This is a genomic window from Pleomorphomonas carboxyditropha (assembly GCF_002770725.1).
Classification (GTDB): Bacteria; Pseudomonadota; Alphaproteobacteria; order Rhizobiales; family Pleomorphomonadaceae; genus Pleomorphomonas; species Pleomorphomonas carboxyditropha.
Window position 1 is genome coordinate 760137 of the sequence record NZ_NQVN01000001.1, and the last position, 12694, is coordinate 772830.

General features: G+C 63.0%; 13 protein-coding genes. 3 read left to right on the plus strand and 10 right to left on the minus strand.

Annotation, left to right across the window (positions count from 1 at the left end; translation table 11 throughout):
• Positions 1–39: 39 nt before the first annotated feature.
• Together CJ014_RS03620 and CJ014_RS03625 are read left to right on the plus strand one after the other, a co-directional pair.
• Positions 40–942 carry a LysR substrate-binding domain-containing protein gene (locus tag CJ014_RS03620; protein ID WP_165790728.1) on the plus strand — a complete coding sequence of 301 codons (903 nt, stop codon included), beginning with the start codon at positions 40–42 and terminating at the stop codon, positions 940–942.
• The gene (locus CJ014_RS03625; protein ID WP_207765652.1) at positions 939–1250 is read left to right on the plus strand and encodes a ribbon-helix-helix domain-containing protein; all 312 of its coding nucleotides are present in this window, start codon (positions 939–941) and stop codon (positions 1248–1250) included. The genes CJ014_RS03620 and CJ014_RS03625 overlap by 4 nt, the downstream gene beginning before the upstream one ends.
• Before the next feature lie 146 nt (positions 1251–1396).
• On the opposite strand, the gene CJ014_RS03635 is transcribed toward CJ014_RS03625, so the two are convergent.
• A complete protein-coding gene (locus CJ014_RS03635) occupies positions 1397–1840 on the minus strand; it encodes an SRPBCC family protein (RefSeq protein WP_100079119.1) in 444 nt (147 codons plus the stop codon).
• Between the two features lie 113 nt (positions 1841–1953).
• Positions 1954–3093 (minus strand): DJ-1/PfpI family protein, encoded by a 1140-nt coding sequence (locus tag CJ014_RS03640; protein WP_100079120.1) that lies wholly within the window; start codon positions 3091–3093, stop codon positions 1954–1956.
• A gap of 96 nt (positions 3094–3189) precedes the next feature.
• Here CJ014_RS03640 and CJ014_RS03645 point away from each other — a divergent pair, with 96 nt between their 5' ends.
• Entirely contained in the window at positions 3190–4161 is a 972-nt protein-coding gene (locus CJ014_RS03645) for a GlxA family transcriptional regulator (protein WP_100079121.1), read from the plus strand.
• A 99-nt stretch (positions 4162–4260) separates the two neighbouring features.
• Here the strand turns inward: CJ014_RS03645 and CJ014_RS03650 are convergent, their stop codons facing one another.
• From CJ014_RS03650 to fliF, 8 genes are all read right to left on the minus strand, one after another.
• Positions 4261–4635: a hypothetical protein gene (locus CJ014_RS03650; RefSeq protein WP_100079122.1), complete on the minus strand. Its 375-nt coding sequence runs from the start codon at positions 4633–4635 to the stop codon at positions 4261–4263.
• A gap of 380 nt (positions 4636–5015) precedes the next feature.
• On the minus strand, positions 5016–5690 hold the full coding sequence (locus CJ014_RS03655) for a response regulator transcription factor (RefSeq protein ID WP_100079123.1): 675 nt from the start codon (positions 5688–5690) through the stop codon (positions 5016–5018).
• A 311-nt stretch (positions 5691–6001) separates the two neighbouring features.
• Complete coding sequence (locus CJ014_RS03660) at positions 6002–6577, minus strand: transglycosylase SLT domain-containing protein (protein ID WP_100079124.1); 576 nt, start codon at positions 6575–6577, stop codon at positions 6002–6004.
• Positions 6531–7763 carry a flagellar hook-length control protein FliK gene (gene fliK, locus CJ014_RS03665; protein ID WP_100079125.1) on the minus strand — a complete coding sequence of 411 codons (1233 nt, stop codon included), beginning with the start codon at positions 7761–7763 and terminating at the stop codon, positions 6531–6533. The genes CJ014_RS03660 and fliK overlap by 47 nt, the downstream gene beginning before the upstream one ends.
• Positions 7760–8944, minus strand: coding sequence for a chemotaxis protein (locus tag CJ014_RS03670; RefSeq protein WP_100079126.1), 1185 nt, complete (start codon positions 8942–8944; stop codon positions 7760–7762). Before CJ014_RS03670 ends, fliK begins: the two co-directional genes overlap by 4 nt.
• Positions 8941–10377 carry a MotB family protein gene (locus tag CJ014_RS03675; protein ID WP_100079127.1) on the minus strand — a complete coding sequence of 479 codons (1437 nt, stop codon included), beginning with the start codon at positions 10375–10377 and terminating at the stop codon, positions 8941–8943. The genes CJ014_RS03670 and CJ014_RS03675 overlap by 4 nt, the downstream gene beginning before the upstream one ends.
• Before the next feature lie 5 nt (positions 10378–10382).
• The gene (locus CJ014_RS03680) at positions 10383–11006 is read right to left on the minus strand and encodes a hypothetical protein (protein ID WP_100079128.1); all 624 of its coding nucleotides are present in this window, start codon (positions 11004–11006) and stop codon (positions 10383–10385) included.
• Positions 11006–12670 carry a flagellar basal-body MS-ring/collar protein FliF gene (gene fliF, locus CJ014_RS03685; protein ID WP_100079129.1) on the minus strand — a complete coding sequence of 555 codons (1665 nt, stop codon included), beginning with the start codon at positions 12668–12670 and terminating at the stop codon, positions 11006–11008. The genes CJ014_RS03680 and fliF overlap by 1 nt, the downstream gene beginning before the upstream one ends.
• Positions 12671–12694: the final 24 nt, after the last annotated feature.

Below are 12694 nucleotides of genomic sequence, written 5' to 3' on the forward strand. Positions count from 1 at the left end.
TTCGATAGGCGTTGCCTATCATTGAGACTGGAGCAGCCCTTGTCCTTCAGCGGTCTGTCGCTTCGCGATCTGGAATATCTCGACGCGGTCGCGCGGCAGCGCCACTTCGGGCGCGCCGCCGCCGAGTGCGGCGTGTCGCAACCGGCCCTGAGCGCCCAGATCAAGAAGCTCGAGGCGATCATCGGCGTGACCGTGTTCGAGCGGTCTCCGCGGCGCGTGCTGATCACCGCCAAGGGCGAGGAAGTGCTCGTCCGCACGCGCAACATCCTGCGGGAGGCCCGCGCGCTGCTCAACGAGGGGCGCGAGCGCCCGCCGCTGGCCGGCCCGCTTCGGATCGGAGCGCTGCCCACGCTCGGCCCCTATCTCCTGCCCAGCCTGATCGAGCCTTTCAGGCGGGAGTGGCCGGACGTCGAGTTGCTGATTTCCGAGGACCTCACCGACGCGTTGCTGAAAGGCGTCAAGTCGGGCGAGTTCGACGCGGTGCTTCTCTGCCGCTACGCGGACGACGGCGGAATCCTCGTTCAGCATCTCTTCTTCGAGCCGTTCCTGATCCTGCATGCGCGCGACCGGCATGTCGAATGGCCGATCGAGGGGCTGTCGGCCCAGGTCATCCTGCTGCGCGAAGGCCATTGCCTGCGCGACCAGGTGCACGAAGCCTGCGGTCAGGACGTCGCCTATTGCGGGCGCCGGGCGCAAAGCCTGGAGATGCTGCGCTCCATGGTCGCGGTCGGCGAGGGATGCTCCCTCGTGCCGGCCCTGGCGGCGCAGTCGCTGGATCGTCCCGACGGCCTCACTCGCTGCGCCGCCATACCGGACCCGGCGATCGGCCGCGATGTGGTGCTTGCCACCCGCCGCTCGGACGGCCGCACCCGCGAGCTTGCCGCCATCCGGGCGCTGATCGGCGGCATCGCCGCCAACCTCTTGTCGGACGCGCCGCGGTGACGCTTGGCGCCGTAAACATCTTTGATTATATTGAAGGCAACAAAAGGTTCATCATGTCTCGACCTACGGCCATGACGGTCCGCATCAGCGGTACCTTGAGCGATTTCGTGGCAGCGAACGTTGGTGAGAACGGCTCCTACGAGAATATCAGCGAGTATGTTCGTGATCTGATCCGTCGCGACAAGGAGCGAGTGGAGAAGGAATCGTTTGACCGGTTGAAAGCCGAGCTCCCCCATGCTTTCGCAGCACCAGAATCCGCATACAGGCCGCTAACTGCGGCCGAAGTCATCGCGCGGAACCGGATTTAGCTGGATGGCCGTCTGTCGGATGGTGACATCGGCATCGTCACCATCCTGCGTGAGCGCGTGCACCAGATCGATCGCTTTTGCGAGGATTTCGGTTTGTGAGGCTGCGCTAGAACGCATCCGGTCGGCCACTCCCGACGCTGCGATGTCTACTCGGTGATTTCGGGCTCGACGAGTTTTGCGAGCTTGTGCAGGGAGTCCTGCCAGCCAAGATAGCAGGCCTCGGCGGGGATCACGTCGGGCACGCCCTGCTGCTCGATGTTCACTTCCGTACCGACGGACACGGCCTTCAGGTTCACGGTGACCTTCATCTCGCCCGGCAGGCCGGCGTCGTCGAAGCTGTCGGTGTAGACGAGGCGCTCGCCTGGGACGAGCTCCAGATAGGTTCCGCCGAAAGAGTGGCTGTGGCCGGTGGTGAAGTTCCGGAACGACATGCGGTGATGGCCGCCGACCTTGGCGTCCAGCTCATGAACGGTGCAGACGAACCCATATGGCGGAAGCCAGCTCGCAACCGCATCGGCTTCGAGGAACGCGCGATAGAGCTTCTCCGGCTTGGCGGCGACGACGCGATGCAGACGGATCGTGCTGGGCATGGATCTTCTCCCTGTGGTTCGGTTGCCTTCGGCGGGCAGCCATTGGCTGCCTGGATACGATAACGACGAACGGACGTGCGGGATCCGGCATCGCACCGGGCTGAATGGATCCGCTATTGCCGCGGATATTCGAGCTGCATGGCGACCACGTTGCTGGTGCGCGCTCCATAGCGGGCGGCGATCGCGTCGAGCGCATGGTCGAGAGCGTTGGCCGGCTTCCGGTCGGGAAATGTCGGCACGCGCCGGTCGGCCGGCCAGTCTATGCCGGATCGGTCGGGAATGATACGGATGCCGTTGCAGCTCTCCACCGCACCCGGCGAGGCGGCGTAGGTCGTCGCATTCGATCGATAGGTTCGCGACCAGGCATCGGCGACCAGGGCAAGCGATACCTCGTCCATGCCCGGCTCGAGACGGACGCCGAGTTCCTCCCGGTTCCAGACGGCGAGCCTGTTGGCGAAAACGGTCGTCGCAAACGGACGGGTGAGCCCGAACGCGCCGCTTGCATGCCGCGTATCCCACGTTTCGAGGCCGAGGTCGCGTGCGACCACCTCCGCCCTGGCCCGGCCGGCGATCGCCTCGATTAGCGTCAGCATCATCGGCATGGACGCGGTGATGCCGGTCGTCGTCGTCACGCCGGCGTCCGAGACCAGGCGCCGGTCCGCCACGTATTCGATCGTCGGGCTGCGCTTCAGCATCTCGTCGAGATAGTACCAATGGGTCGTCGCGCGCTTGCCGTCCAGCAGTCCGGCGGCGGCGACGACTTTCGCGCCGGCGCATATGCCGATGATCGTCGCCCCCTTTCTCGCCTGGTCTCGGAGCCAGGCGATCGCCGCCGGATCGTCGTCGCGGCTCATGGCCGGCACGATGACATAGTCCGCTCCTTCGGGGTGCGCCGCGTCGAACGCCGCGATGGTCGCATCGGGTTGCACGACGAGCGCCGGGAAAAGCCGCACCGGTCCCGGCCCGGTCGCGAGCGACACCACGTCGGCGACATTGGCGCGTTTCAGGACGCCGTAGGGCAGCAGATAGTCGGTCGTCTCGGTGGCATCGTTGAGGCCGACGATGGCGGCCAGCGGCCGCTGGCGCTTCGGCGGCTTCAGCGCGGCGAGCGTGGCCGCGATCTCCTCCTGCGGAACGGGCGGCGGGATCGAGGCGACCGGGGCAGGCGGCAACGTGGCGAGCCACACGCCGAAACCCGCCGCGGAGAGGGCGGCCAGCCCGAGAACGCCCCACACTATGGACCGAGGGTTCATGGCTTCCTCACGATAGCGGTCGTCTTCCGACGGTCGATGCAGGATAGCGAGACGGCCGGCTGGCAGGAATGACAAAAGGTGGCTATTTTCTGCCAAATGCATCACGTCGCCTTCATCGTCTATCCGGGTTTCGAACTGCTCGACGTCTCGGGACCGGCATCGGTCTTCAACGGCGCCAATCGCGCCCTGCGCCAGCGCAGGAAGCCGGCGTTCTACAAGGTCGTGCTCGCGTCGGCCCAAGGCGGTGCCGTCGAAAGCAGCAGCGGCATTGCGCTGGAAACACGTCCGATCGCCGACCTCCGGCCGGATGAAGCGCAGACGCTTTTGGTCGCGGGAGCCGAGCGGGAACCCCTCCTGCCGGCAATGGCCGATCCGGCCTTGCGGGCAACCCTCCCGGCGCTGGCCGGGAAGGCCGAGCGGTTCGGCTCGGTCTGCTCCGGCGGCTTCGTCCTGGCCGCGCTCGGGCTGCTCGACGGCCGCCGCGTCGCGACGCACTGGGATGCCTGCAAACCGCTGGCCGAGGCCTTTCCGAAGATCTCGGTCGATCCCGAAGCCCTCTACGTGGTCGACGGCGCGCTCTGGACCTCGGCCGGGGTGACCACCGGCATCGACATGGCGCTGGCGATGATCACGCACGACCTCGATGCGTCGATCGCCGGCGAGGTCGCCAAGCGGCTGGTGCTCTATGCCCGGAGGCCCGGCTACCAGTCGCAGTTCAGCCCGGTTCTCCAGGCGCAGGCAAAAGGCGACAGCCCTTTTGCCGAGCTGATCGGCTGGATGCAGACGAACCTCGACGCAGCCCTGGACGTGCCGTCGCTGGCAGCCCGCGCCGGGCTGTCCGAACGCACCTTCCATCGCAAGTTCGTGGCGGCGACCGGCGAGACGCCGGCCCGCTTCGTCGAGATCCTCCGGCTCGACGCCGCGCGCCTGCTGCTCTCGCGGGGCGGTTCGCTGAAATCGGTCGCGGCGCAAGTGGGGCTTTTCCCGCCCGCGCGCCTCGCGGAGGCCTTCGAGCGCCGCTTCGGCGTCGCCCCGCGACTGTTCCGCGACATGCACGCGGAACTGTAGGCGCTGAAAGGCAACTTCGGGCATAAAGCCGGAAATCGCTATTGCGGGCTTCGGTACGTGCGTGGTCAAACCCTTAGTCCGTCACGGGAGCTAAAGCGGTCAGTCCTGTCCGAGCACTTTCATGCGTTCTTTATGTGCGTCGATACGCCGGCGCCGGGCCCGTTCAAGGACGTAGCCCATCAAGACGAATAGCGCGCCGGGAAGGCCGAACTCTATGCCGGATTCCAACATGAACGCGCTCCCCCCTTGCGGGTCGGAAATGAAGGCGCTTACAGCTCGCCCATTTGTAAACAGGGTATAGAATCCTCCGACTACCAGAGCGCAGATAAGGAATATTAGCGGTATGGCGACTATAAATCCTGCAATAGCATTCAATCTTCTTGTCATGGAAACTATAAGTAGGAAGCCTATTACAATGATAATGGCGTTTATCGCCAGGTAATTTCTCATCATATACATATAATAGTCTTGCATTTGCAGTTTTCCTATATGAGTATGGGAGTATTCTATACAACTTATGAAATACAGAAAGATGATTTTTTTACTTACATTGGTCAGATCACGTAATGGGCGTTTTTATGAGGTCCGGACCGGTATTCCGAGCAACGCCTCGTCCGGAAGAAGTGAGCCGACTTGCATCCAGATCGGTAAATAAGGGGGCAATCAAAAACCCGGCATACGTCGGCACTTCGTCCGTTGCCAGCAGCGCGAAGGCAGGTCAATAAACCATGTGGTGAGCCGTGTATTCACTGCTCGAAGGTTGATGAGGAACCATGCCGGCTGATTTTCCAAGCTTATGTTGGTCTCGACCGGCGACGGACCTATTGCGGACCGTCGCCGGAGATGTTGTCCGCTCAGCCGTTTTCCAGCATGTAGCCGACGTAGCGCTTGGAATCGATCGGATCGAAGCCGAGGCGAGCTCGCAATTTCTTGCGTAGCTTGCTGATGTGACTCTCGATCACGCTCTCCTCGACCTCTTCGTTGCAGAAGCCATAAACGAAGCCAAAGATCTTTTCCTTGGTAACGCGCTTGTTCTGGTTGCGAACCAGGTATTCCAGAATCCGGCGTTCGCGGCGCGGCAGCACAAAGGGCTCGCCGTTCACTTCCGGGTCGCGGCCGTCGAAGAAGACGCGCATCGACCCGATGATCTTGCAATCGTCGGTCTGGCTGCCGGCCCGGCGCTGGATGGCGCCGGCCCGGGCAATAATCTCTCGGACGTGAACCGGCTGTCGGACGACGTCATCGACGCCGACGGCAAACAGATTCAACGTCTGCTCGAGGCTGGGAACATCGCTGAAGGCAATCAGAGGAGCACCGCATCTCTCACGGATGATTTTCGGCACCGACTGACGATCTTCGCAACTGCCCAGCAGAAAGCCCTCGATGGTTAACAGGTCGCTGTCAGGTGCGGCCCCCATCCAGTCGCGGAACTCCGGCGATCGGAAGCCGATCGAGGAAACCCCTTCCCGTTCAAATCCTGACGTGTATCCGGAAGTAACAATCTTCCGGTCATCAATGATGACGAACATAGCTCACATTCCCCGTCAATCGACCTTTTTTTGTATTGATCAACGTCGGAGTAAGCTAGGTTGAGAAATGTAGTTCGGTCAACTTGTTGCAGCATGTATCTGGCATGCTTCTGAGTTTGTCATTATGTATATGGAAACGCTACCATTCGAATTTGTATGACAAACGCCGCAATTAAGTATCGAAAAATTCCATAAAATTATGCAATATTTTCAATGTAGTTCATTTTGTATTCATAATGTGATTCATGTATACGCCGATCGGTTTTCCGGTCAAGCCTGTCGCGCGATCCGTCTGGGGATTTACTTATTTCTCAGCTCGGCTTCCGGCCGCAAAAAGCGGCCGAGTTGGCTGTCCATTCACCGAAGCCGGCGCGCACCATGTTGCCGATAACAAGGCAGACGTATTGTTTCTGTGCCGGATTGTTGTTCGGTCCCGCGTGATAGCGGGCGACGGCCATGGTCCAGGTGTCGTGACGGTCGTGGAGCTCGTTGAGGAAGCGGGCAGCGTATTGGACGTTCTTGTGCGGATCGAACATCTCGGTCACCGAGGCGAAGCGTCCACCATGGTAATGGTGGTTGATCTGCATGCAGCCGAGATCGATGAGCCTGACGCCGCGTGCCCGTTCCGTTTCGAAGCGGTCGAGAGCATCGGAAAGACTTGAAGCCACATAGGGCTTGCCGGCAATGTTCATAGCCAAGGGCTGCAGGCCTTTCTTTCCCCCGCTCTCGGTCATGCCGACGGCATAGAGGACGCCGAGCGGAATGCCGAATTCGTCGGCGGCCGCCCGCATCTCACGCTCGCAGATGGTCAGTTCCTCGGCTGCCGCGCGGGCGAGGGAGCTACAGATAAAGATCGCCGCTAGAACCGCCAGCGCTGCTTTCTTCATGGATTGCTCCTTCCATCGGCTGCGAACGGGCAGGCATCTTGCCGCCACCGCTCGCGGGATCGTTTGAGCCTCGATCGCCGCCCGTCTGTGAGCCGGTCTGGCCGGACGACGCCTGGGTGCCGCTCCGGTTATCGCCGGTCATCTGGCCGGCGTCGGGTGCAGTCGAGGTGGTAATGGCGATGACGTCGGCCGTGTAGCCGGCCCCCCTCAGTGTCCGCGTCAACATGTCGCGGTCCTTGGCCAGGAGATCGGCGGTTTCCTGGCGGGAAGCCACCACTTCGAGTTCCAGCGACTTGTCGACGAGCCGCATCTTGAGCACGACAGCCCCGAGGTCTTCCGGTTCGAGCTTGATATGCAGCACCTTGAGCGGTCCGGCGGAATGCCGCGATGGCTCGGCCGCCTGTGACGCGGTTTCCGCTGGGGCTGGTTCGGCAACCGTAACCAGCTCTTCACCAACGGCCGTGGCGATCTGCTGTATGGGCGACAGGCGTGCCACCGGTTCGAAATGCGTCTCGCGGGTAACGATCGACATCTTGATGGGGGCAAGATCCGTCGTTTCCGGTTCGGTGGCGGTGGTGTCGCTCGCCCGGTCCAGTAGCGAAGACAACGCAGCAAAGGGATCTACTGCGTCGCCGGCCGCGGGATCGACCGCGTTGCTGCGAGCGAGGTCGAGGCTGGTGGTGGTGGGCAGCTCGACGCTCGACGGCCGACCGAGGCGGTCAGCGAGGTGAACAGGCTTCTCCGGCGAGGTGACCGGCATGTCGCCATCTTCCGTAGGGGGCGAAACGAGCGCCGAGAGATCCATGGGCGCGACAGGCTGTGCCGGATGGTCGGACGCGCCGCTTCCGAAAATGGTCTGCCAGGCAAGCACCGGCTCGGTGCCTGCCGAGGGCTCCGTGCCTTGCAAAGCATCACCAGCCTCCGGCATTGCGTTCGCCTTGTCATCCTTGGACCCGGCTCGGTTGCGAATGCCCGGCAGGTCATGCTTGGCGGCAGCGCCAGGAAGCGCTTTTGCTTCCTTGTCGGATGCGCCGCAGGCGGTTTTCTCGTGATTGCCGAGCTGCTTCAACAGGGAGCGGAAAGCGGCCTGCCGGCTGTCGCCATCCTTTGGTGCGGCTTTGCTGACGGTCTTGTCGCCCGATTTGTCGGGGAGCGAGGCTGCGAGCGGAGTATCTATCCTGGTCATGGGCCGTTTGCCTTTTCGAGGAGGTCATCTGCGATCGAAAGGTCCGTTTCGGCGGTGCGCATGGTGCCGGTTACCCAGTTGTCACCGCGCTTTGTATCGGCAGCGACGACGGTCACCGGCTCAAGTGGGATTGGCGCCACGGGCCTCTCGCCGACGGCGGCAGCAACTGCGATGGCAGCATCCAGAAGGTCGGCGTCACGCCGGCCGAGCTGACGGTGATTGAGGCTGGTCAGGCGCTTTTGTACCTCGTCGATGTCCTTGCCGACGGTGATCGATGCCGCTGCGTCGTAAAGGCTGGCTCGCATGGCGTCACCGCCGCCCAATGGCGCCAGCTTCGCCGCGTCGGCCGCTGCCGAACGCGCCGTGCCGAGCTTGCCATGTACGACGGCGGCCTGGGCGAGCTGAAGGAACAGCGCTCGCTGGTTCTCCGGATCGGAAGACTTCAGGATCGCCTCAAGGCGAGGAAAGCGATCGTCACCATCGGCAATGCCGAGCCTGGCGATGGCCGTGGCAAAGCGCTGGCGAAAATCCTCAGCATAGATGGAGGTGCCGAAACGGCGCAGATACTGGCGAGACAGAAACTCGAAACGATCGAGATTGCCGGTCTGCGCAACCAGGAACACCTCGCGGCGCAAGGCTGCCTCTTCCACCAGGGTGCCGGGCATCAGCAGGCGAGCATCGTCGAGCAGGTGGATGGCCTTATTGAGATCCTCGCGGGCGACAAGACCGGCCTGAACCAGAGCCACCTGCCCCCCAAGCGACATGGGCAGGGTGCGAGCGTCAAGCGGCAGCAACCGTTTGCGGGCCTCGTCTTCCCGGTTTTCGATATAGGCGAGCGCCCCGGCGGCGAGATCGGCATCGACGGCGATTGGCGGCGTCAGGGCGAGGAGGCCGCGCATCAGTCTGGGGCTGCCACCGGAAAGCGTGAAGGTGACAGCCGCGCGTGCATTGCGCCCGTCGCGCCAGACGGCGGGATCGTCGGCCAGGAACTTTTCCTCCATGACCCGGAGCAACTCGCGCTGAGCGGCAACGGCGGTGGCGTTGCCGGTGGCGATCTGCGCTTGCAACGTCTGAAGTGCGCGCACCATTTCGAAGGGAGCAATGTCATCGGCCGTCAGGTCAGCGGCGGCGACGGGGCCGGTGGCCAGCAGAGAAACGAGGAGAAGGACGCGGCAGATCATGTTGGCGTCTCCCGGATCAGGATCTCGATGCGGCGGTTCTCCGGCGCTTCGGGGTCGCTGGCGTTTTTCAACCAATGATCCGCATAGCCCTCGATCTTCTCGAAGCGCGCTTCGGGCACGCCGCCACGGACCAGCATGTAATAGGCCATGTGGGCACGTGCGGTGGACAGGCGCCAGTTGTCATAGTCCTTGCTGTGGAACGGCCGGGCATCGGTATGGCCGCGCACGACGATCCTGCCGGGCCGCTCTTCGATGAGTTTTCCGATGGCGTCGATGGTGCGGATGAGTTCGGGTTCCGGTTCGGCCGAGCCGACGGCGAACATGCCGAATTTCCGTTCGTCCATCAGCGTCACCAGGAGCCCCTCTGGAGCGGCACTGACTTCGATGCCCGGTGTTGGACCGATGTTGCCGACGGCGGTCTGGATGTCGCGGCCGAGCGCTTTCGCGTCGGCGCCTCCCTTGGTCCCGGCGACCACAACCGAAGCCGGAGGCGGAGCGGATACAGGCTTCTCCGAGTCGATATCCATCGGTTTTTCGGAGCCGACAACCGCCGGTTTGTCCGGCTCGCTGACAGTCGACGATTTATCCGGTTTGCTGACGGCCGGCGAGGTCCGGTCAGGCGTGGACGGTTTGGCCACGGCTTGACTGTCTTTGGTCTCGGCAGGAGAGGCTGTAGGCGTCTGAGGCGCCGCCGCCACGGCTTCCGCGGGTTTTTCCAGACTGTCGACGGGCGGCTTGGCGATGGGAATGGGTGGGATGGTTTGTTTGGCCTCGATCTTTGCGACGGCGGCGGGCGGCGCTTCGGCCGGCGTATCAGAGGCTTTATCGGCCACGATATCGCTGCCGCCGGTCTCGTCGCCATCCTGCGGTACCGGTTTGTGCGACATTTTCCAATAGACCGGGTCGAAGGGATCTCGCTGGGCATTGCCGCCATTCAGGCCTGGTTCGCCTGACTGGCCGAGCGTCTCGAAGGCACCGACATTGTCGGCTGACTGATCGGGTTCCGAGCCGGCGACCAGGGCGGCCAATACCGCATAGGGATCTTCGAACAGCGCAGCCTCCGAGTAGCGCGGCTTTCGCTCGTTCGGTCTGTCGAGCGTCTGGCTATATCCCTCAAGGGTGTCGTCGACGCTTTTGACGGACGACCGCTGGTCCTTGCCGCTGGGATCCCCCTCTTTTTCCGTTTCGAGGGGGTCGCGCAGGCCTTTCTTGTCGACGGTCGCCTCCGCAAGCTTGATCGGATTGAAGTAGCTGGCGACCGCCTCGCGTGTCTTCTGATCCGTTGCGTTGATCAGCCACATCACCAGAAAGAAAGCCATCATCGCCGTCATGAAGTCGGCGTAAGCGATCTTCCAGACGCCGTGTTGGGGCGCCTCGGTTCTGCGATGCAGCGACCGACGGACGAAAATGATTTCCTGGGGCTCGGCACTCATGGTGCTTACTCTTCAATGGGAAGGAGACGTGCAACCCATTCCCGGAGGCGGGTTTCGATCAGTGTCTCGCCCGCCGTCACGACGATATCGGAGCGGTCATCGGGGCGAAAAGTGATGGCAGCGGCGTGTTGGTCCAGTCTTTCGGCCAATCGATCGAGCAGGTCGGCTGGACCTGTGATCTCAAGGGACGGCGCGGTGCCGTCGGACAACAGACGCTCGATGCAGTCGTTAAGGTCGGCGACCGATCGGTCGACCATTCGTTCGACGAGAAACGGCCTGAGGGCGCGGGCCGCCGCGACGCCGAGCTGTTCGCCAAGCGATACGAACCGCCCGTCGATAGCCGCCGCGATCCGTTCGGACTGCTCTTCGACCCAGGCTTTCCGAGAAGCCTCGTGTTCGGCTTGCAGCGTTCTTGCCTGTTCGGCGAGTGCCTCGGTCAATTGCCACTCGGCGTCGGCTCGCTCTTCAGCTCTTACAGCGGCAACCGCCTCAGCCACCCGGCGCTCGATTTCTTCGGCAATGGAGTAGCCGAGTGGTTCGATCGGCGGTTCGGCTTCAAGCTTCACCGGCGGCGGATCTGGCCTTTCGAGATCGAAGATGGCGAGGACGTCGATGGCCGAGCGGAGCATCAGGCAGCCTCCTCTTCACTCATCCACTGCCGGAGGATGCTGGCTGCCTGTTCCTCGTCCATCTCGACGAGCTGTTCCAGCACCTTGAGCGGCGAGTTGCGCATGCGGGCGTTCATGTCTTCGATCAGGTGCTGCATGTTCCCGGCACCTTCGCCGCTTGGAAGCGCCGCCTGGCTGGCACCGGCGAGGGAGGCAACCGCCTCGCTGGAAGCGTCGGCCAGCGCAGCCGTTGCTTCCGTCTCCTCGGTCTTGGTCTCGAGACGCGGAAGAAGAGCGTTCATCGCCGGCCGCAGGCCGAACCAGATGAGCAGCAATGCGACGGCAAGGATGGCGACCGCGTTAACGACGGTTCCAGCCTGACGCAGCAACACGTCCTTGAAGGTCAGCGGCGGTACCGGCTGCATGTCGGCATAATTGTCAGTGAAGTCGACGGCCGTCACCTGGATGTGGTCGCCACGACCTTGGTTAAGGCCCGCGGCAGAGGCAGCGAGGTTGCTCATTTCCTTCACGCGGGCGTCGATCGCCTCGGCGGTGGGGTTTTCACCGAGCGACTGGGCGATACGGGCGCGGTTGACTATGAGGGCAACCGACAGCGATTTCACCTGATAGCCGTCACTGATCACTTCCTTGGTGGTAGTGGAGATCTCGTAGTTGGTCAGCTCTTCGCGGCGCTGGTTTTCCTCGGTGGAGTGATCGCCGCCGTCGGCAGATTGGACGGTCTCCTCCGGCAGATTTTGTTCGACCGTGGTCGGTGGATTCTGACTGGAGTTTTGCGAATTGCCGCTCTCTCGCACGGTGCGTACCGAGCGTTCGACACGCGATTCCGGATCGAACAGGGTCTGGTTGGTGTGCGTGCGGTCGGTGTTGAGCTCGGCGGCGACGCTGATCTGGAAATTCTCCGAACCGAGGTAGGGCGTCAGCGCATGACGAATGTTGGCCTCGATGCCGGTGGCCACGGTGCGCTCCAGGCGGTTGGTCTTGCTGCCGGGCAGCGTCGTTGCGTCCTCACCGGAGGCGAGCACGCTGCCTTCGGTATCGAGGACGGTAATGTGATCGACTCCAAGTCCGGGTACGCCGCCGGCGACCAATTGGCGGATCGCCTCGGCCATCCGCACGTCGTCAGGCACGTCGGTCCGGATGATCACCGAGGCCGACGGTGGCTGCTGGTCGCGGCGGAAGGATCCGCGATCGGGCAGGACGATATGGACTCGGGCCGCCTTGACACCCTTCATGGTCTGGATGGTGCGGGCGAGTTCGCCTTCGAGTGCCCGTACGCGCGTCACCTCCTGCATGAAGGACGTGAGACCGAGAGAACCGAGCTCGTTGAACAACTCGTAGCCGGCGGCAGCGCTCCGCGGCAGCCCTTTCTCGGCCAGCAGCATGCGCGCCTGCGAGGTCTGGGCCGGCGTTACGTAGACGGTGCCGCCATCGGCGCTGACATCGAAGGAAATGCCGGCATCAGTCAGTGCCGAACCGATCCGCGACGCGTCACCGTTCTCAAGGCCGGTATAAAGCACGGTGAATTGCGGGCGGCTCAGGTAATAGGCCGAGCCGGCGACCAGCGCCATCATGGTGACTGCGACCATCGCAAGCGCGGCGAGTCGCCGCGGCCCGAGGTCGAGGAGGTTGATCCAGAGGGTTTCGGCGTGTTCGCGAGCGGTCATCTGTCGATCTCGATGCGGTCCGTT

Excerpts from the sequence above, each read along its gene's own strand:
- CJ014_RS03675 (WP_100079127.1), bottom strand. The coding sequence starts at position 10,377 with ATGAGTGCCGAGCCCCAGGAAATCATTTTCGTCCGTCGGTCGCTGCAT.
- CJ014_RS03655 (WP_100079123.1), bottom strand. The coding sequence starts at position 5,690 with ATGTTCGTCATCATTGATGACCGGAAGATTGTTACTTCCGGATACACG.
- CJ014_RS03650 (WP_100079122.1), bottom strand. The coding sequence starts at position 4,635 with ATGCAAGACTATTATATGTATATGATGAGAAATTACCTGGCGATAAAC.
- CJ014_RS03640 (WP_100079120.1), bottom strand. The coding sequence starts at position 3,093 with ATGAACCCTCGGTCCATAGTGTGGGGCGTTCTCGGGCTGGCCGCCCTC.
- fliF (WP_100079129.1), bottom strand. The coding sequence starts at position 12,670 with ATGACCGCTCGCGAACACGCCGAAACCCTCTGGATCAACCTCCTCGAC.
- CJ014_RS03680 (WP_100079128.1), bottom strand. The coding sequence starts at position 11,006 with ATGCTCCGCTCGGCCATCGACGTCCTCGCCATCTTCGATCTCGAAAGG.
- CJ014_RS03660 (WP_100079124.1), bottom strand. The coding sequence starts at position 6,577 with ATGAAGAAAGCAGCGCTGGCGGTTCTAGCGGCGATCTTTATCTGTAGC.
- CJ014_RS03645 (WP_100079121.1), top strand. The coding sequence starts at position 3,190 with ATGCATCACGTCGCCTTCATCGTCTATCCGGGTTTCGAACTGCTCGAC.
- CJ014_RS03635 (WP_100079119.1), bottom strand. The coding sequence starts at position 1,840 with ATGCCCAGCACGATCCGTCTGCATCGCGTCGTCGCCGCCAAGCCGGAG.
- fliK (WP_100079125.1), bottom strand. The coding sequence starts at position 7,763 with ATGACCAGGATAGATACTCCGCTCGCAGCCTCGCTCCCCGACAAATCG.
- CJ014_RS03670 (WP_100079126.1), bottom strand. The coding sequence starts at position 8,944 with ATGATCTGCCGCGTCCTTCTCCTCGTTTCTCTGCTGGCCACCGGCCCC.